Raw genomic sequence first — 19,803 nt, forward strand, 5'->3', positions numbered from 1 at the left:
TCACTAAATTGTTAGCTGCGGTGCACGAGGTTCTCGCCGTCGTTGCCCGCTGCCCAGGCCTGCACCTGCTTCATGAGCAGCTTCACCATGCGCGGGAAGAACGCCTTGGTGTTCCCGCCATTGTGCGGAATGACCAACGCATTGGGGTGCTGCCACAATGGGTGGCCGGCAGGCAGCGGTTCCGGGTCGAAGACATCTGATGCCATGTTCAAGCGGCCCGAGGCGACTTCCGCCACGATGGCATCGGTGTCCACCACCGGACCTCGGGCCACGTTGATGACCGTCGCGCCGTCAGGAAGCTTGGCCAGCAATTTCGCATCCACCAGGTGGCGGGTGGAATCATTGAGTGGCACGATCAGGATCAGCACCTCGATTTCCGGCGCAAGAGCCGCCAGCTCGGAGGTTGCGAAGACCTCGCCATGCTCATCGGTGCGGGCGGTCGATCCGAAGCGCAAGAGATTGATTTCAAAAGGCTCCAGGCGCTTGCGGATCTCCTCGCCGATGCCGCCCACGCCAACCAAGCCCACGGTACGGTCAGCTAACCCGGGCCATTGCTGGGGATTCCATCGGCCCTGCTGCTGATCGCGCACCGATTGCGGAAAGCCTCGCAAGGAGGCGATGGCCAGTCCCAGTGCCATCTCCGCGGTAGCCGCCGCGTGGACGCCGGCCGCTGTATTGATATCGGCGCGGTCGCCGATCAGGTCGATCATTCCATCAAAGCCGGTCGTCTGCGTCTGGACCACCTTGACATTGGGCGCCTTGCGGACGTTCTTCAGCGTCTGGGGATTCGCCATGTAGGGAAGGACGGCAATGTCGATGTCTTCCAGCGGGGTCTCGGGGTCGTTCTCCAAGTCCCAGAGCACTGCCTTGAGATTTTCCGGGATCGGTCCGACCGCATCAAGCAGTTCTTGGGTGGGGAATGAAATCGTTCGTTGGGTGCTCATGGAATCACTGTACAAACCCCTTCCGCTCTTTGGCAGTAATCCCTAGTCATCTCCTGTAATGAAGGTCACCGCGGAATGCTGGCAATCGAATTTGCGCTGAGGGAAATTGCTGGTAAAGTTTTATCTCGTTGCGAAAGCGCGAAGCCCGAAAAGCTTCTAGAACATCGCAGCGGGCGCCTCTAGCTCAATTGGCAGAGCAAATGACTCTTAATCATTAGGTTCCGGGTTCAAGTCCCGGGGGGCGCACGAACAATTTGTTCGGTTCACCAGGCAACTTGTTTATATAAATTAATACGCGCCTTTAGCTCAATTGGTAGAGCAAATGACTCTTAATCATTAGGTTCCGGGTTCGAGTCCCGGAGGGCGCACAAAACAAAGGTCAGGCTTCGGTCTGGCCTTTTTTGTTGACCATGCGCGATTCTGCGCTTCCGGTCATGGCGCCAGGCCGAAAATTACCGGCCGCGGGGCTTATCCGCTGGCAATGCCGGGGCGGATCAGCGTTTCGACTCGTGCCCGCTTGCGGCTCGCGGCGCAGCGACCGCGATGTCGAACTTCTAGCGGGTGGTTGTCATTATGGAATATGCAACTACGGTGCGCGATGGCAATGGGCATTGCCGAAGTGAAAACTTGCGTGTGTTTTAGATTACTTCGCCATCGGCGTAGTCGTGATAACATGAACCTGACTTGGATTTTTATGTTTGCGGACTGGATGCTGGGCGATTTTTGCTTTTGCGCCATTTCTGCCTATGATTGTCTACGTCGCAATGACGGGTTCTGAAAAAGAACTAGTCAGAGCGAGGAAGCGCCTTTAGCTCAATTGGTAGAGCAAATGACTCTTAATCATTAGGTTCCGGGTTCGAGTCCCGGAGGGCGCACAGTAGATCCGATCTGATTCATCAGGTCGGATTTTTTGTATACCGCAAAGAAAAGAGGATCAGCTCATGAGTACTCCCGCAACGGCTAACCGCCTGTCCGTCGGCGACCAGGCCCCTGATTTCACCTTGCAGGACGCTGCCGGCAATTCCGTCTCCTTGTCCGATTACCGTGGCAAGAAGACCATTGTGTACTTCTATCCAGCGGCATCCACCCCTGGCTGCACCAAGCAGGCGTGCGACTTCCGCGATTCGCTCGAATCATTGAAGGGCCTGGGCTATGCAGTTCTGGGCATCTCCCCGGACAAGACCGCAAAGCTTGAAAAATTCGTTGCCAACGAAGAGCTGAATTTCCCGCTGCTTTCCGATGAAGATCACGCGGTGGCTGAAGCCTATGGTGCTTGGGGAGAAAAGAAGAATTACGGCAAGGTCTACGAAGGCCTGATTCGCTCCACGATCGTGGTCGATGAAGAGGGCAAGGTTGCGCTCGCGCAGTACAACGTGCGTGCCACCGGACATGTGGCAAAGCTGCGCCGTGACTTGGGGATTGATCCGAAGTAACCGCTGCCCTTGACTGATTTCATATCAGGCCCAAGTTCCGCTACACTAAATGAGGTCGCCTTCAGGGAAACGGTGTTTCCGGTGTAGCGCTAGCGAGTATGGCGGAATTGGTAGACGCGCTGGATTTAGGTTCCAGTGTCTTCGGACGTGAGAGTTCAAGTCTCTCTACTCGCACCAACAAAACCCTGCGGTCTGATTCCATCGGCCGCAGGGTTTTCTGCATGCATCCATCACGCACGGCGTAAGATCCAATTAGGCACGCGTCCGAGATCCGATCAGGAGAAGCACCATGTCCGCCAAAGACTTGCCCACCATGTACGGGCTAGCTGAATCCGATCCTGGCCAGAAGCTGATCAAGCGGGCTGGCGTCGTGGATGCGGATCTGGAGCAAATCGACCGGATCATGGCTGAAATGGGCCGGATGCGCCAGATCGAGCGCAAGATCATGAGCAGCTCGCAGCAGTACATGAAACTGAACGAAACCGACATGCGCGCCATCCGCAAGATGATCTCCGCCAAGCATGCCGGGCAATCGGTCACCCCTGGCGCCCTGAGCCAGTATTTGGGAATTTCCAGTGCGTCGGTCACCAAGATGATCGACCGGTTGGAGGCCCATGGCCATGTTCGGCGCACCAAGCATCCAACCGACCGTCGCTCGCTGTGCGTGGAAGTGACCGACCAAACCCATCTGGCCGCCCGCGAGCAGGTCGGCCGGCACCATGCCAAGCGATTCGAAGTCGCCAAATCGCTGAGCCCCGAAGAACGGGAAGTGGTGATCCGGTTCCTTGCCAGCACCTCTGATGCAATGGAAAGCAGCCTTGGCGAACCGGGCACCGGCGAAACCGAATAGCCCTGGAGCAGCAGGAGTGGCTTAGCCCTCCTCTTGCTTTTCCGCATCGCGCACGATGTTCTTGATGGTGGCCGGGAAAATGGCGCCATGGAAGGGGAATACCGCCCACCAATAGCAGCGTCCTGCCAGGCCGCGCGGGAAGAACACCGCACGCTGGATCAGTTCCGTTCGCCCCTCGCTGTCCTTCCCGATGCGGTAATCCAGCCAGGCCCGCCCCGGGGTGCGCATCTCCGCGCGCAGGCGCAGCAGGCTGTTCTCCTCCAGGGCTTCCACGCGCCACCAATCCAGCACATCTCCCAGCGCCAAGGTGCTGTGCGAGCGCCTGCCGCGCCGTGAGCCTACGCCTCCCGCCAGCTTGTCCATCAGGCCGCGCAGCTTCCACAGGGCGGGGAAGGCGAAATAGTGCGAATCCCCGCCAAGCCGCTGCAGCACGCTGAACAGCTGCGCCGCGGTGGCGGTGGTGCTGATCCGGCGGATGTCCGTGTAGGCCTTGCGCCCTGCCCAGTCCGGGTCTGAAGGCAGCGGTTCGGCCGGGGCAGCGATCGGCTGGGCGGTAGCCCAGCTGGTTTGCACCGCATCAGCATCCATCTTCTCCAGCGCCAGCTGCACCGCCCGCGGATAGTCGCACAGCCCTTCGGCTGGCGGGGCAATCAGCGCATCGATCTCCCGCGAGCCCATCACGCAATCATGCTGCAGCGACTGCACCAGCGCGGATGCCAATGTGTGCGGCAACGGCGTCACCAGATTCACCCAGTGCGAGGCCAGCCGCGGGGTCAGCAGCGGCAGCGGCCAGATGCTCGGCTCGCGCAGGCCGGCCACCCGGGCATAGATCTTCATCAGCTGGGCGTAGCTGTAGGTGCTTGGCCCGCCGATGTCATAGGTGCCCTGCGCGGGTTCCGCCAGCTCGGCGCAGGCCGCAAGGTAGTGCAGGGTGTCGCGGATGGCGATGGGCTGCACCTGGTTCAGCACCCATCGTGGTGCCGGCATTACCGGCAGCACATCGCTCAGGTGCCTGACCATTTCGAAACTGGCTGAGCCCGAGCCGATCACCAGGCCTGCCTGGAGCACCAGGGTGCTGGCGGCCTCCGACAGGATTTCTCCCACGGCCACCCGTGATGCCAGATGCTCGCTGAGTTCGCCGGCGGGATGCAGGCCCGAGAGATAGACCAGCTGGCCGACCGATTGCTCCCGCGCGGCCTGCGCCACAACCTGTGCGCAGGCTTTCTCCTGGGCCGCGAAATCTCGGGTTCCCGACATCGAGTGCACCAGGTAGTAGAGCAGGTCCACGTCCTTGCAGAGCCGGGCCACGGCGTCCCGATCCTGCAGGTCACCCTCGACGACTTCCACCTGGCTGCGCCAGGGTATATCGCGCAGGCGCTGAGCATCACGGGTGAACACCCTGACCTGGTGCCCATTGCTCAACAGCAGCGGCACCAGCCGTCCGCCAATATATCCGCTGGCTCCGGTTACCGCGATCAAGCTCATGGCGCCGTCACCCCGCGCTGGCGCCAGGCGATGGCCAGCGAGCCGAGAAGCAGCAATGCCGCGCAGCCCAAGCCGGCGTAGCCCACCAGCTCGGACTGGTTGCTGCCGGCCAGCCGGCTCGCGCCGATCCAGGCCAGGCCCCAGGCGATGGCCACCGCGGTGAAAATCCTGCCCGAGTAGGCGGTGATTCCTAGACCGATGCCCGCAGCCGCTACCAGCAGCACCACAGCCAACCCTGGCGCCCAGGAAGCGCCTTCGCCAACGCCCAGCGAGAGCAGCCACGCTGCCATGTTGGCGATGCTGGCCACGCAGACCCAGCCCAGGTAGATGCCGAAAGTCAGCCACATGATCCAGTGCTCGGTGCGCGAGCCAGGGGTGCCGGCCATCATGATGGTCAGCATCCAAGCCAGGCAGGCAACCAGGGCGAAGATCACCGCGACGCTTACTGCCAGCCAGCCAAGCTGCACGACGGCAATCCAGGCGGCATTAAGCAATGCCGAAAGCAGCGCAGGCATCCGCAGCCGGGCCGCCCAGGCCGAGCGGCGCCCGGCGGACGTGAGCTGGAAAATTCCGTAGACGGCCAGTCCGGCATAGATTACGCTCCAGATGGAGAACGCCGGGCCGGCCGGTGCCAGCAAAGTAGAATCGGCACTGAGATAGCCGCCGGCTACCTGCTGGATCGGTGTCCCGCCGAGGGCCCCGCTGCCGATGAACGAGACGGCGATGGCCAGAACCAGTGCCAGCGCCGTGATCACCGGCAACGTCCACGATGCCGAGGCCGTTCGGGCCGGCAGGGGGAAATCGGGGGAATTGGTTGAACTGCTCATCGTGCGCTCCTGAAAGGTCGATGGAAAGTTTTTCCCGTATCGGGTCGACAAAACGAGATAGTTAAACCATGATGTATCTAGATAAGCTGAATATCAATAAGCCGAGAGAAGTGATCATGGAACGTCCAGCAGTGCTGACGACCTCGGAACTCTTCCGGGAGCTGTTGCGGCTGACGCGCTCCTACGCCCTGTGCGAGGCACGCTTGCGGCATCGGCTTGACCTGAACGATACAGACCTGCGCGCGGTGAACCTGCTGCGCTCCCTGCAAACACCCAGCTCCGGGCAACTGGCCCGCGAACTCGGGGTCTCATCGGCAGGAATCACCTCGGTCCTGGATCGGCTGGAGGCCCGCGGATTGGTGGAAAGACGGCATCACGCCTCGGACCGCCGGCGCACCTTGGTGGTCCCGGGACCCAATTTCCCTGTGTCCACCGGACCGGGACAGGTACTGCTTCGGCATCTGCACACCTTCAGTGCGCGACTCGACGAGCCGGATCGCCTCCGGCTGCGCGCCGAGCTGGAAGCTTCCCGGCGTGAACTGGACCAGCGGGAGACCGGGAGCAGTGAAGAACACCAAGCAACCACACCACAACCTGGGAGCAGGGAATCATGAGAACGCACACCACCACGCACCAGTCCCTGCCGGCCCCAACAGCGCCAGCGCGCACTGCGCTATCGCAAACCGCACCGGCCGCGCGCGGGCTCATCGATGACGCCACCCGGCAGGCCATCAGCGACCGGCTGGAGCTTCTGGCCATCCAGGCCCAGCGGCGCAGCGCCGCCTACTCGGAGCAGACCGCGCTGCTCTGGTCGCGAATCGGCGCACGCCTGGGAACCGGCAAGCTCATGCGGCCAGGGATGGTGATGCTCGGATACCGGGCGTTCGGCGGACGCAACGAAGCCCGCGCCATCGACCTGGGCTGCGCCTTCGAGCTGCTGCACGCGGCCCTCTTGATCCACGATGACGTGGTGGACCGCGACTTCGTCCGCCGCGGAGAGCCGACCATCTCCGCGCTCTACCGCGACCACGCGCTGGCCAACGGGCGGAATCCTGCCGATGCCGAGCATGCGGGCAATTCGGTGGGCATCATCGCCGGGGACCTGCTGATCAGCGAGGCGATCAAGCTCGCCGCCCGCGCCGCGGCCGGCAGCGATGCCGAAGCCGACGTGGAGCAAGCCTTCTTCCAAGCCATCGAGCAGGCAGGCGCCGGGGAACTCGAAGACCTGCTCTACTCGCTGGGCCCTGCACCTGCCACCACCAGCCAGGTGCTGCGCATGGAGCAGATGAAAACCGCCGCCTACTCCTTCCAGCTGCCGCTGCAGGCAGGAGCTCTGCTGGCCGGAGCGCACCCCGTGCAGGCCGAAGCCCTCGGCACGGTGGGATGCCAGCTCGGCGTGGCCTACCAGATCATCGACGACGTGCTGGGCACCTTCGGTGATCCGACGCGCACCGGCAAGCCGGTGGAATCTGATCTGCGCGAATTCAAGAGCACCATCCTGCTGGCCCTGGCCAGCGAGCAACCAGAATTCTCCGCACTGTTTAATGGATTCCGCGAGGGAACGGTGGATGCCGGCAGGATCCGCCAGGAGCTGGCGGCGCAGGGAGCAGAGCGCTTCGCCCGCCAGCTGGCTGCGCAGCTGTGCTCGCGGGCCACCGGCTCCGCCGCCTTCCTGGACTTGCCCGAAGAAGCCCGCACGCTGCTGCTCGAATGCACCAGCCTGATCCTGGAGCGAAGCAGCTGAACACCATGAAACGCGATACTTCCCTGAAGCCCGCTGCCGGCACCGCCGCCCTGGAGCACTACTCGCGCGCCGCCCAGCGCAGCGCACGGGTGGTGCTGGGCGAATACTCCACCTCGTTCTCGCTGGCCTGCAGGATGCTGGATGCCGGCAGTGCCCGGCACATTGCCAATATCTACGCGCTGGTGCGCCTGGCTGATGAGATCGTGGACGGGGTGGCCTGCCAGGCCGGCCTGGATGACCAGGCCATCGGAGGCTGCCTCGACGAGCTGGAAGCCGAGACCCTGCGCGCGATGGACCGCGGCTACAGCACCAACATGGTGGTCCATGCCTTCGCAATCTCCGCCCGGGCCACCGGCATCAACGCCGCGCTCACCGGCCCGTTCTTCGCATCCATGCGCGCGGACCTCTCCACCGGGCAGCACGACGCGCGCAGCCTAGAGGATTACATCTACGGCTCGGCCGAAGTCATCGGGCTGATGTGCCTGCGGGTCTTCCAGACGATGCCCGGCGCACCTGAACTGGACCGGGCCGAGGAGCAGCAGGCCCGCCAGGCTGCCCGCAGCCTAGGCGCGGCCTTCCAGAAGGTCAACTTCCTGCGCGATCTGGCCGAAGACAGCCAGGACTTGGGACGCAGCTACTTTCCCGGGATCAACCCGGCCCGCTTCGACGAGCAGGCCAAGGCGCTGCTGGTGGAGCAGATCGAGCAGGACCTGGCCCAAGCCCGCTCCGGGATGCCGTATCTGGCCCCGTCAGCGGCCCGGGCGGTGCGCCTGGCCCATGACCTGTTCCGCGAACTGAATTCCCAGCTGGACAAGGCCGACGCCGCCGACCTGCTGCGCACCCGCATCTCGGTCTCCACCCCGCGCAAGGCGCTGATCGCCGCCCGCGTGCTGCTGGGAACCAGCCGCAGCGCGCACCGCAAGCAACTCATGGAAAGAGCACGCAGATGAAGAACGAAAACCCGGATGTCGTCGTCATCGGGGCAGGCTTCTCCGGCCTGGCCAGCGCCGGGCTGCTGGCCGCCCGGGGCTGCAAGGTCACCGTCATCGAGCAGCAGCCGCATCCTGGCGGACGCTCAGGACGCTTGGAACGCGAAGGATTCCGCTTCGACACCGGGCCCTCCTGGTACCTGATGCCCGAGGTCTTCGAGCATTGGTTCCGGCTCATGGGCACCAGCGCCAGCGAACAGCTTCAGCTGCGCGAGCTGGATCCCGGCTACCGCGTCTTCTTCCAGCACCGCGACGCACCCGTGGACGTGGGCACCGGCGCCGCGGCCAGCGCCCTGTTCGAAGCCCTGGAACCGGGCAGCGCTCCAGCACTGGCGCGCTACCTGCGCACCGCGAAGGAAGGCTACGAACTGGCCCTGGAGCATTTCCTCTACGATGATTTCAGCTCGCTGACCGGGCTGCTGCACCCGAAGATCCTGCGCCGTGCCCCGCAGCTGGCCAAGCTGCTGGCCACCAGCCTGGCAGGCCATGCCGCCCGGCGTTTTGCCAGCACCGAGATCCGCCAGCTGCTCGGCTACCCGGCGGTGTTCCTGGGCTCCAGCCCGAAGCGCACCCCAGCGCTCTACCAGCTGATGAGCCACCTGGATCTGGCCGACGGGGTCAAATACCCGATGGGAGGCTTCGCCGCCGTGGCCGATGCGATGGCCGCACTGGCACAGAAGCACGGCGCATCCATCCACCTCTCATCCACCGCAACGGCCATTGAAACCAGCCCGGGAAAGCACCCGCGGGTCACCGCGGTGCGCTGGATCGATGAGCACGGCAAGGCGCAGCGCACCGAAGCCACGCATGTCATCGGAGCCGCGGACGTGCGCCACCTGGACGGCGAGCTGCTACCCGAAGAACTGCAGACCCATACCGCCAAGAGCTTCCAGCGCAAGGATCCCGGCCCCAGCGCGGTGCTGCTCTGCCTGGGGGTCAAAGGCAAGCTGCCCCAGCTGGAACACCACAACCTGATGTTCACCACCGACTGGGACGAGAACTTCTCGCGCATCCGCAATGGGCAGGCGCTGCAGGAAGAAACCAGCATCTATGTCTGCAAGCCCAGCGCCACCGACCCGGACGTGGCACCGGAGGGCTGCGAGAACCTGTTCATCCTGGTCCCAGCCCCGGCCGTGCCCGGATGGGGGATGGGCGCCGCCGATGGCGCAGGAGCCGCCATGGTCGAGGCGGTGGCCGACGCTGCCATCGACCAGCTGGCCTCCTGGGCCGGCATCGAGGATTTGCGGTCGCGGATCGTGGTGCGCCAGAGCATCGGCCCGGGGGACTTCGCCGCCCAGTATGGCGCCTTCAAGGGCGGTGCGCTGGGCTTGGCCCATACCCTGGGGCAAAGCGCCATGCTGCGTCCGGGCAACCGCAGCGCCACCGTGCGCGGATTGTACTATGCCGGCAGCACGGTGCGCCCCGGAATCGGGGTGCCGATGTGCCTGATCAGCGGGGAGCTGGCGGCCAAGGCGGTGCTCGGTGTCCCCGGTGCCGGGCCGATGGCCGAAAGCGGTGCTGCAACGCTGGCGCAGGAGGCCGGAGCGTGATCTATTTGGGCATCCTGTTGTTTCTGCTTGCCTGCATGGTGCTGCTGGATGCCAAGGGGAAGCTGTTTCTCTTCCGCCACCCCGTGCGCGGGATCCTGGCCCTTGCGCTGGGCACTGGATTCTTCGTGCTCTGGGATGTGCTGGCCATCAGGCAGGGCATCTTCCTGCACAAGGAATCGCAGCTCATGACCGGGATCATGGTGGGCGAGCAGTTCCCGCTGGAAGAAGTCTTCTTCCTCATCTTCCTGTGCTACTGCGCGATGATCGCCTTCGCCGGCCTGCCGATGCTGGTCCGCGGGCTGCGAGGTGAGCGGCATGTTCCTTGAATTGAGCTTCTGCTTCCTTGCCGCGGCCATGGCCATCTTCGCCGCCGGGCTGGCCGCCAGCAAGCAGCACCTGCGCACGGTGATCAAGCCGCTGGGCGCCGCATTGGCCGTGATGCTGGTGCTCACCGCGATTTTCGACAACCTGATGATTTACGCCGGGCTGTTCGGCTACGGCAGCGGCACGCTGTCCGGGGTGCATATTGGTTTGGCCCCGCTCGAGGACTTTTTCTATGCCGCCTGTGCGGTCTTCCTTATCCCCGGACTGTGGTGGCTGCTCGGCGCAGGCAGAAAGGATGCTTCATGATCCGCGGAATCGTTGCCAGCTCGCGGCCCATTTCCTGGGTGAATACCGCCTACCCGTTTGCCGCCGCCTTTCTGCTGGCCGGCGGGGGAGTTGATTGGCGCTTGGCCGTGGGCACGGTGTTCTTCCTGTTTCCCTACAATCTGCTGATGTACGGCATCAACGACGTCTTCGACTACGAATCGGATCTGCGCAATCCACGCAAGGGCGGAATCGAGGGCGCGCTGCTGTCCCGGCAGAGCCACAAGGCGCTGCTCGTCGCCTGCGTTGCGTGCGCCGTTCCGTTCCTCGCGGTGCTCGCAGCGGCGGGAAGCCTGGTGGCCAACCTCGTGCTGGCCGTGTCCATCTTCGCCGTGCTGGCCTATTCGGCACCGCGGCTGCGCTTCAAGGAACGGCCCGGGCTGGACTCGCTGACCAGCGCGGTGCATTTCGTTTCGCCGGCGGTCTACGGCTGGGTGCTCGCTGGTGCCAGCGTGCAGCCCGGGCAGTGGCTGGTCTTTGGCGCGTTCCTGCTGTGGGGGATGGCCAGCCATGCCCTCGGCGCAATCCAGGACATCATTCCAGATCGCCAGGGCGGCCTGTCTTCGATTGCCACCGCCTTGTCCGCCCGCACCACCATCTGGCTGGTCCTTGCCGGCTATGTGCTGGCCGGAGTGCTGGTGGCCGCCGGGGTGCAGGGGATCGGCCGCTGGGCGTCGTTGCTGGCCCTGCCCTATGTGCTCAACGTCCTACCGCATCTTGGGGTCAGCGACGTGAGCTCGGGTACGGTTAATCGAGGATGGAAGAGATTCTTGTGGATCAACTACCTGTGCGGTTTCCTGCTGACCATGCTCCTGATCTTTTCGGCACTTTTCACCTAACTAGACCCGGATGGGGAATCAAGGATTTCAATGGATGTCATTTTGCTTTCGGAGGATGGCCAGCCAATCGGCGTGCGACCGAAAGAACTGGTCCACACCACGGATACCGTGCTGCACCAGGCATTCTCGTGCCATGTGCGCAATGCCGCCGGCCAGGTGCTGGTGACCCGCCGCGCACTGTCCAAGGTGACCTGGCCAGGGGTATGGACCAATTCCTTCTGCGGGCATCCGCAGCCCGGTGAAAGCTTCGAGGAAGCCATTGCCCGCCATGCGGCCCATGAGCTCGGCTTCAGGGTCAGTGGCATCGAGTCGGCGCTGCCGGATTTCCGCTATCGCGCCGTGGATGCCTCGGGCATTGTGGAGAATGAAATCTGCCCGGTCTTCACCGCCGTGATTGACAGCGAGATCACCGCGAACCCGGATGAAGTCATGGACTACTGCTGGGTGGATCCGGCGCAGCTGGGCGCAGCCCTGCGAGCAACTCCGTGGGCCTTCAGCCCGTGGCTGGTGATGCAGGCCGAGGAGCTCTCCCTGTACCAGGCCGCGCAAGGCTGATCCCGCGCGCGGCGCCGGCATGAACGCCGGTTCGGTAATGGCCTGTGGAGATGTCCTGGCCATGGGCTAGGCTCAATTGCATGGTGCTTCAAGTAATTGCTGCCGGTATCAAGCGGCGCTCAAAGGCCAGACATGCCATGGGCAAAACCGGCGTCGTAGCTGCCGGACTGGTGCTGGCAACGTGCCTGTCCGGCTGCACGCCGCTGCAGTTCGAAGCATCCGACCGCATCCCGGGCGCAAAGGCGACGATCGCGGCGCTGCCGAAGTATGCCGATAACCTGGAGGAAGTCGAGGGCCGGCAGGAATGGGCTGATCAGAAAATCTTCCAGTACCTCAACGGCCAGGGCGCTGCGGGATTCCATTCATTCGCCAAGGATTCCATCCAATACGCCACCGTCGGCTGGCTTTCTCCGGTCCAGGGCGTGCTCGCCATAGTTGTGGAGGGCAGCGGCTGGATTGCCGATGGCAGTGCCGTCCGCTATGCCGAACTGGTCATCACATCCGTCGGCTACGAATCAAGCGAGTTGGACCGGGTCGAGATTATCACCGTAGAAGGCGAGTTGCTCGCTTCCGACTACCGCGGGAATCACCCCGGGGCGCTGTGAATGAAAGGCCACCTCGCCGCAGGGCTCGCGATGGAGCTGGCAGGCGAGATGGCCTTCTCGTTTTGGGATGCTGTTGCTGCTTATACGAAGTTCTCGGTGCCTTCGATGGTGTTCATGAAGTGATCCATGAAATCGGCGAAGTCTTCAGCATCCGATTTCTGGTCGAGCGTGGCACCAATGCTGATCGCGTCATCCACATGCAAGTCGATGCTCGGTGCTTCAGGAACACTGAAGCGGAACACCCGGCCGGTAGAGATCGCAATCTCGTAGCCGCCATCGCTCAGCTCGGCCAGCTGGTTCACGTTCGTGTTGTTGATGTTGATGGCATCTTCGGAGGCTTCCAAGCTGCTTGCATTGACTGGCGCAATAATCAGCTCCGCCGGCTGGCGTCGATATCCGATGACCTTGAGCCCCCCGGAGCCGGCGATGCCGGTGGCCGCCACGAGATTGTAGCTGGCGAAATTGGGGATCTGCGAGTCAAAAGCCTCGTGGAGGCGGTCCTTGACCTGCTGGGTCGGATTTTCGTCTGGGCGCTTGTCCATACCCCTTACTCTACCGATAAGTTTGGACAATTTGATCAGTCGCCACATTTATCGAAATATGTCATCGACACGTCATGGGTTATCTGATTGGTCATATTGACTTCTAGAATGGGATTAATGAGCCAAGATGCTAATTGAGTCAAGACGCCATGCGCACGTGTGGCCACTGGCCCAATTCATGCCATTCTTGGCTTAAAGCTGCAAGCGAAACCATCTGCAAGGCAGGCGGTTTCCTTGGGGCAAGGGCTGCGAGCTGGATTAATCGCATCCCTGGCAGTTGGTGCTTGTCTCCAGCTAACCCCGCTTCGACAGGCGCTTTCAGTGCCCGGGAAGCGAAATGGCCAAAGTCTGAACGTGGGGACGCGTCCAATCTTTGGACATTCATCTCATATAATGAGATAAACAGGGTGTCTAGTTGCTCTTTGCCGTGAGGTGGAGAAAACTAGAGGCATGCAAATAAACACCGATGTACTACTAGTTATCAGGCGCGGAGCCTGAGGCGCTGTCCAACACCACGGACGGTACACCGGTAACGCGCAAGCCCCCTTTCGTCATCAGTGACGGCCGCGGGGCGTTTTTTATGCGTAAACGAAGAGATAGAAATGGAAAGGATCCCGATGAGCAACTCAACACCCGCCAATCCGGCGTCGGTTGCGAAGTCAATCAATCGAACCAAGGATGCCGCCGCCGCTGTCTCTTCCGTCGTGGAAGCTTCGAACCCGGTACAGGGTCCGAATAATATCGTTGCTCCCACACAGATGACGGGCTCACAAGCCATCGTCCGCTCGCTGGAAGAAATGGGCGTCAAAGACGTCTTCGGATTACCAGGTGGGGCCATCCTTCCCACTTACGATCCACTGATGGATTCGACCAAGATTAACCACGTCTTGGTCCGCCACGAACAGGGTGCAGGCCATGCCGCACAGGGTTACGCCATGGTGAGCGGGGAAGTGGGCGTCTGCATCGCCACTTCCGGTCCAGGCGCAACCAACCTCGTCACCGCACTGGCCGATGCCAATATGGACTCGGTCCCAATGGTGGCCATCACCGGTCAGGTCAATAGCGCTTTCATTGGCTCTGACGCATTCCAGGAAGCAGACATTGTCGGCATCACGATGCCGATCACCAAGCACGCTTTCCTGGTCACCAACGCAGAGGACATTCCTCGCACGCTGGCCAGCGCGTTCTACTTGGCGCAGACCGGCCGTCCCGGTCCGGTGCTGGTGGATATCACCAAGGATGCGCAGACATCCGAGATGACCTTCTCCTGGCCGCCCAAGGTGGACCTGCCCGGCTACCGCGTGGTCACCCGTGGCCACAACAAGCAGCTGCGCGAAGCCGCCAAGCTCATCGCTTCGGCAACCCGCCCGGTGCTGTACGTCGGTGGCGGCGTGATCAAGGCCAACGCGCACGAGCAGCTGAAGGAGTTTGCGGAATTCATCAACGCACCGGTGGTCACCACCCTGACCGCCCGCGGCGCATTCCCGGACTCGCATGAACAGCATGTGGGCATGCCGGGCATGCACGGCGCCGTGTCCGCAGTGACCGCGCTGCAGCAGGCAGACCTGCTGATCACCCTCGGTGCCCGCTTCGATGACCGCGTCACCGGCGTGCTCTCCACCTTCGCGCCGAACGCCAAGGTGATCCACGCCGATATCGATCCAGCGGAAATCTCCAAGAACCGCGTGGCCGATGTGCCGATCGTGGGTTCGCTGGATGAAATCATCCCGCAGCTGCACGAAGCCTGCGCCGCACGCTTCGAGAACGAAGCCCAGCAGGATCTGACCGGCTGGTGGGGACTGCTCAACCGCCTGCGCGAAACCTACCCGATCGGCTACACCGAAACCCACGATGGCCTCTCGGCTCCGCAGAATGTTATCCAGCGAATCGGCGAGCTGACCGGTCCGGAAGGCGTATACGTGGCTGGCGTGGGCCAGCACCAGATGTGGGCCGCGCAGTTCGTGAAGTACGAGCGTCCGCGCTCGTGGCTGAACTCCGCAGGCCTGGGCACCATGGGCTACTCGGTGCCGGCTGCGATGGGTGCCAAGGTGGCGCAGCCGGACCGCGTGGTCTGGGCCGTTGACGGCGACGGCTGCTTCCAGATGACCAACCAGGAGCTGGCCACCTGCGTGATCAACCAGATCCCGATCAAGGTTGCGGTGATCAACAACTCGTCGCTGGGAATGGTCCGCCAGTGGCAGACCCTGTTCTACGATGGCCGCTACTCCAACACCGATTTGAACACCGGGCACGGAACCGCCCGGATTCCCGACTTCGTGAAGCTGGCAGACGCCTACGGCTGCGTGGGCCTGCGCTGCGAACGCGACGAGGACATCGATGCGACCATCCAGAAGGCATTGGAAATCAATGACCGCCCGGTAGTCATCGACTTCGTGGTCTCGGCCGATTCCATGGTGTGGCCGATGGTTCCGTCGGGAGTCAGCAACGACCAGATCCAGATTGCCCGCGGCATGACCCCTGAATGGGAAGAGGAGGACTAGAACATGGCAAAGCATACGCTTTCGGTACTGGTTGAAGACGTTCCCGGCGTGCTGACCCGCGTCGCCAGCCTCTTCGCCCGCCGTGCCTTCAACATTCACTCGCTGGCCGTGGGCCCGACGGAAATTGCCGGCATCAGCCGCATGACCGTGGTGGTCGACGCCGAGGGGGATTCCCTGGAACAGGTCACCAAGCAGCTGAACAAGCTGGTCAACGTGATCAAGATCGTGGAACTGCTGCCGGAAACCTCGGTGCAGCGTGACCACATCATGATCAAGGTGCGAGCCGATGCAACGACCCGTCTGCAGGTCACCCAGGCCGCGGAACTGTTCCGTGCTTCGGTGATCGATGTATCCACCGACTCGCTGGTCGTGGAGGCCACCGGCAACGCCGCGAAGATCGATGCGCTGCTGGCAGTGCTTGAGCCTTTCGGCATCCGCGAGATCGTCCAGGCAGGAACGCTGGCTGTGGGCCGCGGATCAAAGTCCATGAGCGACCGCGCCTTGAAGACGATTTCCGCCTAGGCGCAACGACTTCAAGAGACACGAACTACAAAATTAAGATACTTGGCACCTAGCTTGGAAGTAAGCAACAGTGCCTCAGCAAAGACTTCTTCACCAGAAGCACATATAAGGAGAATTACAGTGGCTGATCTGTATTACGAAGACGACGCAGACCTCTCGATCATCCAGGGCAAGAAGGTAGCCATCATCGGCTACGGCTCCCAGGGCCACGCCCACGCACTGAGCCTGCGCGACTCGGGTGTCGAAATCACCGTTGGCCTGGCCGAGGGCTCGAAGTCCCGCGCCAAGGCTGAGGCCGAAGGCCTGAAGGTCGCCACCGTCGCCGAGGCAGCAGCCTGGGCAGACGTCATCATGATCCTGACCCCGGACCAGGTCCAGGCCCAGGTCTACACCGAGTCGATCGCCGAGCACCTCGAAGAGGGCAACGCCCTGTTCTTCGGCCACGGCTTCAACATCCGCTTCGGCTTCATCCAGCCACCAGCCAACGTTGACGTTGCCCTGGTTGCCCCTAAGGCACCAGGCCACACCGTGCGCCGCGAATTCGAAGCCGGCCGCGGCATCCCTGACCTGATCGCCGTGGAGCAGAACTTCACCGGCGGCGCCAAGGAACTGGCTCTGTCCTACGCAGCAGGCATCGGCGGCACCCGCGCCGGCGTCATCGAGACCACCTTCACCGAAGAGACCGAAACCGACCTGTTCGGCGAGCAGGCTGTGCTCTGCGGCGGTACCTCCCAGCTGGTCCAGTACGGCTTCGAGGTCCTGACCGAAGCCGGCTACAAGCCGGAGATCGCCTACTTCGAGGTGCTCCACGAGCTGAAGCTGATCGTCGACCTGATGTGGGAAGGCGGCATCGCCAAGCAGCGCTGGTCGATCTCCGACACCGCTGAGTACGGCGACTACGTCTCCGGCCCACGCGTGATCACCCCAGAGGTGAAGGAAAACATGAAGGCTGTCCTGGCTGATATCCAGTCCGGCGCTTTCGCAAACCGCTTCATGGAAGACCAGAAGGCTGGCGCTCCTGAGTTCAAGGAACTGCGTGCCAAGGGCGAAGCGCATCCGATCGAGACCACCGGCCGCGAACTGCGCTCGCTGTTCTCCTGGATCTCGGATGCATCCTCGGACGACTACGTGGACGGTTCTGTAGCCCGCTAATTTCAGGCGCAGCCTGGCCTGGTCGCCCGGCGACTGGGAACAGAATAGGCAACGGCGGCCGCTTCCTTCGGGAAGGGGCCGCCTTGCCTATTGTTTTGGATTTGCGAGCCATATTGGCCAGGGATGCGAACGCCTCACCTACGAGTTGAGGGGACCAGCTTCCTCGGCTGGCTTCACCCGGCCAGCCATGTAAACCCACAGGGCCGAGAAGACCAGAGCGGCACCGGCAAAGACTGCCCACCAGGGGAAGCCCGGAATGTCCGGGGTCTTGCCGCTGGCCTCGATATCCGCGATGGGGGTCGGCAGGATACGCTCCGCTGTCACCAGCATGCGGTGGGAATTAATTCCCAGCGGAGTGCAGGTCACGAGGGTAGCCAAGTCGTGACCGAATCTCGGGATGAGAGCCTTGGATTCGTCAGGAAGCACCGTCTGGGTTTCGAAAACCTTGTAGGTCAACACCTCGCCGAAAACTTCGATGGTGAAGGTGTCTCCAATTTCCAGGTTGGGCAAATCATTGAACAGGGTCGCTTCGGGCAGTCCCCGGTGCGCGGTCAGCACCGTATGCCGCGAGATGCCGCCCACCGGCAAGGCGGTGCCTTCCAGGTGGCCTACACCGCGTTCGAGCGTCGCCGCATCGGTGCCGTGATAGATCGGCAGGTCAACGTTGATGGCTGGGATACGCAGTCGTCCCATCAGTCCATCACTGCTGACGTTCAGCAGATCGTCGTACCGCAGTCCAGATGCTGTGCGGCCGTCACTGGTTGGCACGTTGCTGCTGGGGGAGAGCAACGCCCCGCCCACGAGCTTCTCGTTGTACTCCTGCGCCCTTGCCACTTCCTTGTGCAGAAGCTCAGGCTCCTCGGCAGAAATGTCGGAGTTGATGACTCCAATGGTCTGGGATTGATTGTATTGCGCGAACCAGCTGGCCGTAGTCGGGTACAGCAGGGTCAGGCTACCAAGGAGAAAGACGAGAGCTATCACCAAAGTTGCCTTCGGAAGCTTCCATCTTTGCGGCTTCCCGGAAGCTAGGGAATGAGCCGAGTGCATGGTGGTCATTTGCCGTCCTGGTTTCTAGACCGTTGAAGTTGGCGAATAGTGCTTCTGAAACGGCTAAGTGGCGGGAGGCATGGTGCCTCCCACCACTTAGTGAGTTGCGGGATCGCCGCTGAGGGAACTAGTTCCCTTGGCGTGCCCGGCGGCGCTGCAGCAGGGCGCCGCCAGCGGCCACGCCCATCAGGCCGACACCGGCAATCGAGAACAGCATGGTTCCCTGTGCACCGGTCATTGGCAGGTTAGGACCCACTGGCTTGTGGTTGGTGACCTCGTTGGTGGTGACCTCGCCACCATTGACGATCAGTTCACCGGACCAAGGGTTGGCTGGCAGCACGTAGCCGGCCGGTGCCTTGGTTTCCAGAACCCAGTAGTTCTCGGTGGCGTCGCCCTCGATGCCAAGGTGCAGCTGCCAGATGATCTCGCCGTTCTCGTTGGATACGCCCGTGGCCAGTGGTTCGCCAGTTGGCTGGCCATCAACTGGAGCCTCTGCGTACAGCTCGAACTCGGCGCCCGGCAGGATCTTCTGGTCTTCATCCATCTTGATCAGCTTCAGGGTACCCAGGTTGGTGGTGGCCGGGTCGTTGTCGCTGGTACCGTTGATGGTCACAGTGGCATCGTTGGTGATCTTGCCATCCTCTGGAATGGCGGTGACCTTGGTTTTCAGCACTGCGGTTACGGTGGTGGCCCCGGCACCATCCAGCTTCAGCAAGCCGGCTGCGGTGAGGGTGATCTCCGTGTTGTCATCCGAGATGGTGTAGTCGCCAGCTACTAGTGGCGTACCACCGATGGAGACGGACTCCCATGCAATGAATTCGAGCCCGGTGGGCAGAACATCGGTCAGCTTGAAGGACTTGTACGGCAGCGGGGAAGCCGGAACTTCGGTTTCCAGGGTCCAGGTGACGGGAGCACCCATGAGCAGCGCTTCATCATCCACGGTCTTCACGATGTTGATCTCGTTCAGCGTGTTCTTCGGGTAGACATGCACGTCGTAGTTCCACGCGCCATTCTCTTGCGGATTAGGCACGGAAACATAGAACGGTGCGCTCTTGTCCTTGATCAGGTTGTTGCCCGAATCGGTCTCGGTGACCAGGTACAGGCCGAGCTTCAGACCCGACAGGGTGGCGACGCCGTTGACATTGGTGGTCACTGCCTGGCCAACGCCAAGATCGTAACCGTCGGCCAGCGGAAGGCTAGGGGTCGTCCCCAGCGCCTCGGCGAGCTTCCAGCCTTGGGCGGTGCTCAGATCCAGCTCGACCCCGTCATGCAAGACCGGCTGGATAGTGAAGGTGACACCCTCCAAGATCGGCTGAGGATCCTCCGGCAGCGCGGTGCCGTCGCCAGCCTCTCCTGGGGCAGCAGCGGACTTGTGGATGGTGATCGACCCCAGCTTGCTGCCGTCGATGTTTCCGGTTTCAGCGGCGTTTGCGGCGGTGGCCCCCAAGAATCCAACGCCTGCCAGCGCCAATGCGCTGGCTCCGGCAAGAAGCTTGCCGATTTTCTGTTCGGTGAACACGTTCTCTCCCTAGTGAAGTGTTTGCGAATGGTGCGCTGCCGGCCCCCCAAA

Annotated in this window: 20 protein-coding genes and 4 tRNA genes; 18 read left to right on the plus strand and 6 right to left on the minus strand. The window is 62.4% G+C overall.

Annotated features, from left to right (window positions below; all coding sequences use genetic code 11):
• Window positions 1–11: 11 nt before the first annotated feature.
• Window positions 12–944, minus strand: a complete 933-nt coding sequence (locus tag JOE62_RS08140) for a 2-hydroxyacid dehydrogenase (RefSeq protein ID WP_204721752.1) — start codon at window positions 942–944, stop codon at window positions 12–14.
• 173 nt (window positions 945–1,117) lie between these two features.
• Between JOE62_RS08140 and JOE62_RS08145 the strand changes: the two genes are divergently transcribed.
• The 6 genes from JOE62_RS08145 (at window position 1,118) to JOE62_RS08170 (ending at window position 3,227) form a co-directional block, all read left to right on the plus strand.
• A tRNA-Lys gene (locus JOE62_RS08145) sits at window positions 1,118–1,190 on the plus strand.
• A 49-nt stretch (window positions 1,191–1,239) separates the two neighbouring features.
• A tRNA-Lys gene (locus JOE62_RS08150) sits at window positions 1,240–1,312 on the plus strand.
• A gap of 434 nt (window positions 1,313–1,746) precedes the next feature.
• Window positions 1,747–1,819 (plus strand) — tRNA-Lys (locus tag JOE62_RS08155).
• Between the two features lie 66 nt (window positions 1,820–1,885).
• Complete coding sequence (gene bcp, locus JOE62_RS08160) at window positions 1,886–2,377, plus strand: thioredoxin-dependent thiol peroxidase (RefSeq protein WP_038991372.1); 492 nt, start codon at window positions 1,886–1,888, stop codon at window positions 2,375–2,377.
• A 92-nt stretch (window positions 2,378–2,469) separates the two neighbouring features.
• Window positions 2,470–2,554: transfer RNA gene (locus JOE62_RS08165), tRNA-Leu, on the plus strand.
• 112 nt (window positions 2,555–2,666) lie between these two features.
• Window positions 2,667–3,227, plus strand: a complete 561-nt coding sequence (locus tag JOE62_RS08170) for a MarR family winged helix-turn-helix transcriptional regulator (RefSeq protein WP_204721754.1) — start codon at window positions 2,667–2,669, stop codon at window positions 3,225–3,227.
• 21 nt (window positions 3,228–3,248) lie between these two features.
• Here the strand turns inward: JOE62_RS08170 and JOE62_RS08175 are convergent, their stop codons facing one another.
• Together JOE62_RS08175 and JOE62_RS08180 are read right to left on the minus strand one after the other, a co-directional pair.
• Complete coding sequence (locus JOE62_RS08175; RefSeq protein WP_204721756.1) at window positions 3,249–4,712, minus strand: SDR family oxidoreductase; 1,464 nt, start codon at window positions 4,710–4,712, stop codon at window positions 3,249–3,251.
• On the minus strand, window positions 4,709–5,539 hold the full coding sequence (locus JOE62_RS08180; RefSeq protein WP_204721758.1) for a TspO-related membrane protein: 831 nt from the start codon (window positions 5,537–5,539) through the stop codon (window positions 4,709–4,711). The genes JOE62_RS08175 and JOE62_RS08180 overlap by 4 nt, the downstream gene beginning before the upstream one ends.
• A gap of 68 nt (window positions 5,540–5,607) precedes the next feature.
• Here JOE62_RS08180 and JOE62_RS08185 point away from each other — a divergent pair, with 68 nt between their 5' ends.
• From JOE62_RS08185 to JOE62_RS08225, 9 genes are all read left to right on the plus strand, one after another.
• A complete protein-coding gene (locus JOE62_RS08185) occupies window positions 5,608–6,153 on the plus strand; it encodes a MarR family transcriptional regulator (protein WP_204721760.1) in 546 nt (181 codons plus the stop codon).
• Window positions 6,150–7,283: a polyprenyl synthetase family protein gene (locus tag JOE62_RS08190; protein WP_204721762.1), complete on the plus strand. Its 1,134-nt coding sequence runs from the start codon at window positions 6,150–6,152 to the stop codon at window positions 7,281–7,283. Before JOE62_RS08185 ends, JOE62_RS08190 begins: the two co-directional genes overlap by 4 nt.
• A 5-nt stretch (window positions 7,284–7,288) precedes the next feature.
• Entirely contained in the window at window positions 7,289–8,233 is a 945-nt protein-coding gene (locus tag JOE62_RS08195) for a phytoene/squalene synthase family protein (RefSeq protein ID WP_204721765.1), read from the plus strand.
• Entirely contained in the window at window positions 8,230–9,822 is a 1,593-nt protein-coding gene (crtI, locus tag JOE62_RS08200) for a phytoene desaturase family protein (protein WP_204721767.1), read from the plus strand. Before JOE62_RS08195 ends, crtI begins: the two co-directional genes overlap by 4 nt.
• On the plus strand, window positions 9,819–10,148 hold the full coding sequence (locus JOE62_RS08205) for a lycopene cyclase domain-containing protein (RefSeq protein WP_121866643.1): 330 nt from the start codon (window positions 9,819–9,821) through the stop codon (window positions 10,146–10,148). Before crtI ends, JOE62_RS08205 begins: the two co-directional genes overlap by 4 nt.
• The gene (locus JOE62_RS08210; RefSeq protein ID WP_204721769.1) at window positions 10,138–10,452 is read left to right on the plus strand and encodes a lycopene cyclase domain-containing protein; all 315 of its coding nucleotides are present in this window, start codon (window positions 10,138–10,140) and stop codon (window positions 10,450–10,452) included. Before JOE62_RS08205 ends, JOE62_RS08210 begins: the two co-directional genes overlap by 11 nt.
• Window positions 10,449–11,309, plus strand: a complete 861-nt coding sequence (locus JOE62_RS08215; RefSeq protein ID WP_204721771.1) for a prenyltransferase — start codon at window positions 10,449–10,451, stop codon at window positions 11,307–11,309. Before JOE62_RS08210 ends, JOE62_RS08215 begins: the two co-directional genes overlap by 4 nt.
• A gap of 30 nt (window positions 11,310–11,339) precedes the next feature.
• Complete coding sequence (gene idi, locus JOE62_RS08220) at window positions 11,340–11,864, plus strand: isopentenyl-diphosphate Delta-isomerase (RefSeq protein ID WP_204721773.1); 525 nt, start codon at window positions 11,340–11,342, stop codon at window positions 11,862–11,864.
• 80 nt (window positions 11,865–11,944) lie between these two features.
• The gene (locus JOE62_RS08225) at window positions 11,945–12,469 is read left to right on the plus strand and encodes a hypothetical protein (protein ID WP_204721775.1); all 525 of its coding nucleotides are present in this window, start codon (window positions 11,945–11,947) and stop codon (window positions 12,467–12,469) included.
• 80 nt (window positions 12,470–12,549) lie between these two features.
• Here the strand turns inward: JOE62_RS08225 and JOE62_RS08230 are convergent, their stop codons facing one another.
• Window positions 12,550–13,011 carry a hypothetical protein gene (locus JOE62_RS08230; RefSeq protein WP_204721777.1) on the minus strand — a complete coding sequence of 154 codons (462 nt, stop codon included), beginning with the start codon at window positions 13,009–13,011 and terminating at the stop codon, window positions 12,550–12,552.
• A gap of 617 nt (window positions 13,012–13,628) precedes the next feature.
• Here JOE62_RS08230 and JOE62_RS08235 point away from each other — a divergent pair.
• From JOE62_RS08235 to ilvC, 3 genes are all read left to right on the plus strand, one after another.
• A complete protein-coding gene (locus tag JOE62_RS08235; RefSeq protein WP_204721779.1) occupies window positions 13,629–15,512 on the plus strand; it encodes an acetolactate synthase large subunit in 1,884 nt (627 codons plus the stop codon).
• Window positions 15,513–15,515: 3 nt separating this feature from the next.
• On the plus strand, window positions 15,516–16,034 hold the full coding sequence (gene ilvN / locus JOE62_RS08240) for an acetolactate synthase small subunit (protein ID WP_038991387.1): 519 nt from the start codon (window positions 15,516–15,518) through the stop codon (window positions 16,032–16,034).
• Between the two features lie 120 nt (window positions 16,035–16,154).
• Window positions 16,155–17,186: a ketol-acid reductoisomerase gene (gene ilvC, locus JOE62_RS08245; RefSeq protein ID WP_038991389.1), complete on the plus strand. Its 1,032-nt coding sequence runs from the start codon at window positions 16,155–16,157 to the stop codon at window positions 17,184–17,186.
• Between the two features lie 138 nt (window positions 17,187–17,324).
• Here the strand turns inward: ilvC and JOE62_RS08250 are convergent, their stop codons facing one another.
• Both JOE62_RS08250 and JOE62_RS08255 read right to left on the minus strand, forming a co-directional pair.
• Window positions 17,325–18,167, minus strand: a complete 843-nt coding sequence (locus JOE62_RS08250; protein WP_338085763.1) for a class C sortase — start codon at window positions 18,165–18,167, stop codon at window positions 17,325–17,327.
• 193 nt (window positions 18,168–18,360) lie between these two features.
• Window positions 18,361–19,752, minus strand: coding sequence for a SpaH/EbpB family LPXTG-anchored major pilin (locus tag JOE62_RS08255; protein ID WP_204721781.1), 1,392 nt, complete (start codon window positions 19,750–19,752; stop codon window positions 18,361–18,363).
• Window positions 19,753–19,803 lie beyond the last annotated feature (51 nt).

Source organism: Glutamicibacter nicotianae, assembly GCF_016907615.1.
Lineage (GTDB): Bacteria > Actinomycetota > Actinomycetes > Actinomycetales > Micrococcaceae > Glutamicibacter > Glutamicibacter nicotianae.